This is a genomic window from Mycobacterium sp. TH-M25 (assembly GCF_057473665.1).
On sequence record NZ_JBYCLA010000331.1, the window covers coordinates 1 to 2,555 of the forward strand.

The 2,555-nt window shown below is 64.7% G+C and carries 2 protein-coding genes and 1 pseudogene; 1 reads left to right on the forward strand and 2 read right to left on the reverse strand.

What is annotated here, in order from left to right; genetic code table 11:
• Positions 1-1,284: type I glutamate--ammonia ligase (glnA, locus tag AC2VOU_RS11095; RefSeq protein ID WP_486957426.1), on the forward strand; the 1,284-nt coding region annotated here is incomplete at its 5' end.
• Positions 1,285-1,363: 79 nt separating this feature from the next.
• Here glnA and AC2VOU_RS11100 read toward each other — a convergent pair.
• Positions 1,364-1,462, reverse strand: a pseudogene (locus tag AC2VOU_RS11100) (PaaI family thioesterase); the annotation flags it as partial.
• 88 nt (positions 1,463-1,550) lie between these two features.
• On the reverse strand, positions 1,551-2,555 hold a 1,005-nt coding region (locus tag AC2VOU_RS11105), incomplete at its 5' end, for a [protein-PII] uridylyltransferase family protein (RefSeq protein ID WP_486957427.1).

The window sequence follows — 2,555 nt, forward strand, 5'->3', positions numbered from 1 at the left end:
GCCTTTGACGGCTCGTCGATTCGCGGGTTCCAGTCCATCCCCGAGTCCGACATGCTGCTGCTGCCCGATCCGGACACCGCGCGCCGCGACCCGGTCCGTGAGGCCAAGACGCTGAATGTCAACTTCTTCGTCCATGACCCGTTCACCCTCGAGCCGTACTCGCGCGACCCGCGCAACATCGCCCGCAAGGCCGAGAACTATTTGATTAGCACCGGTGTCGCGGACACCGCGTACTTCGGTGCCGAGGCCGAGTTCTACATTTTCGACTCGGTGAGCTTCGATTCACGCTCGAACGGTTCGTTCTACGAAGTCGATGCCATCTCGGGGTGGTGGAACACCGGCGCGGCGACCGAGGCCGACGGCAGCCCCAACCGCGGCTACAAGGTTCGCCACAAGGGCGGGTACTTCCCGGTGGCGCCCAACGACCAGTACGTCGACCTGCGCGACAAGATGCTGACCAACCTGATCAACGCCGGCTTCGTGTTAGAGAAGGGCCACCACGAGGTGGGTACCGGTGGTCAGGCGGAGATCAACTACCAGTTCAACACGCTGCTGCATGCGGCCGACGATATGCAGCTGTACAAGTACATCATCAAAAACACCGCGTGGCAGCACGGCAAAACAGTCACCTTCATGCCGAAACCGCTGTTCGGTGACAACGGCTCCGGCATGCACACCCACCAGTCGCTGTGGAAAGACGGCACCCCGTTGATGTACGACGAAACCGGCTATGCCGGTTTGTCGGACACCGCACGCCACTACATCGGCGGCCTGCTGCACCACGCGCCTTCGCTGCTGGCGTTCACCAACCCGACGGTGAACTCCTACAAGCGATTGGTTCCCGGCTATGAGGCCCCGATCAATCTGGTCTACAGCCAGCGCAACCGGTCGGCGTGTGTGCGTATCCCGATCACCGGCAACAACCCGAAGGCCAAGCGGCTAGAGTTCCGCTGCCCCGACGCATCGGGCAACCCCTACCTGGCGTTCTCCGCCATGCTGATGGCGGGCCTGGACGGCATCAAGAACAAGATCGAGCCGCAGGCGCCGGTCGACAAGGACCTCTACGAACTGCCACCGGAGGAGGCCGCGAACATTCCGCAAGCCCCCACCCAGCTGGCTGCGGTGATCGACCGGCTAGAGGAAGACCACGAATACCTCACTGAGGGAGGCGTGTTCACGTCCGACTTGATCGAGACGTGGATCAACTTCAAGCGCGAGAACGAGATCGAACCGGTCAACATTCGACCACATCCGTACGAGTTTGCGTTGTATTACGACGTTTAAGGACGTCTCGGGGGAAGCGGGAACCCGCTTGGTGACGAGCCGAGCGGGTTCTTGCGATCTGCCGACAGTGCGCAGAACTTCATTCGACTTCCCGCGCCCACGCTGGCTCGATGAATACCCCTCCCGCCTCGACGGTGATCCCTGCGGCATCCGAAAGATAACCGCGCGCATAGGCTTTGGTCGGGCCTTGGCTTGCCGCCGCGCCGAGCATGTGGTGCGCTTCGCTCAACACCTCGATGGCAGCCAACTCCAACCAGCCTCCTGGTTCAACTCCCGAACACCTTGTGCACGACCGCTTTTGCACGTCGGGTCACCCGCAGATAGTTGTCCAAGAATTCGCCGCCGTCGCCGCTTGGCCAGCCGGCGGCGACAGCGACCGCGTTGAGCTGGCGTCCGGGCCCTGGCAGTTGGTCGGTGGGCTTACCCCGGACCAGCACCAGCGCATTGCGGGCCCGGGTAGCGGTCAGCCACGCTTGCCGCAGCAGGTCCACGTCCGCTGCGGGGACCAGGTTGGCCGCCGCGATGGCGTCCAGGGATTCCAACGTCGAGGTGTTGTGCAGGGTCGGCAGCTCGTGCGCGTGCCGCAACTGCAGCAGCTGCACGGTCCATTCGATGTCGGCCAGTCCCCCGCGGCCCAGCTTGGTGTGCGTGTTGGGGTCGGCGCCGCGCGGCAACCGCTCGGCCTCGACCCGAGCCTTCATCCGGCGAATCTGGTGCACCGCCTCGGCCGATACACCGTCGGGCGGATAGCGCGTCTTGTCGGCCATCAGCAGGAACCGCTGGCCCAGATCGGCGTCGCCGGCCACCGCGTGGGCGCGCAGCAGCGCCTGAATCTCCCACGGCTGAGCCCACTGCGCGTAGTAGGCGGCATAGGCCGCCAAGGTGCGGACCAGCGGCCCGTTGCGCCCTTCGGGCCGCAGATTGGCATCCACGTCCAACGGCGGGTCAACGCTGGGTGTCCCCAGCAGTCTGCGAACCTGTTCGGCGATCGTCGCCGACCACCGCAACGCCTGTGCATCCTCGACACCAGCCGCCGGCTCGCAGACGAACATCACGTCGGCGTCGGACCCGTAACCCAACTCGGCGCCGCCTAATCGGCCCATGCCGATGACCGCGATCGCCGCCGGTGCCTTGCCTTTTTGGGGGCCATCGTCAGGCAGGTGGGCCCGGATCACTGCGTCCAAAGCGGCCTGCAGCACCGCCACCCACACCGACGTCAGTGCCTTGCACACCTCGGTAACCTCCAACAAGCCCAGGAGGTCCGCGGAACC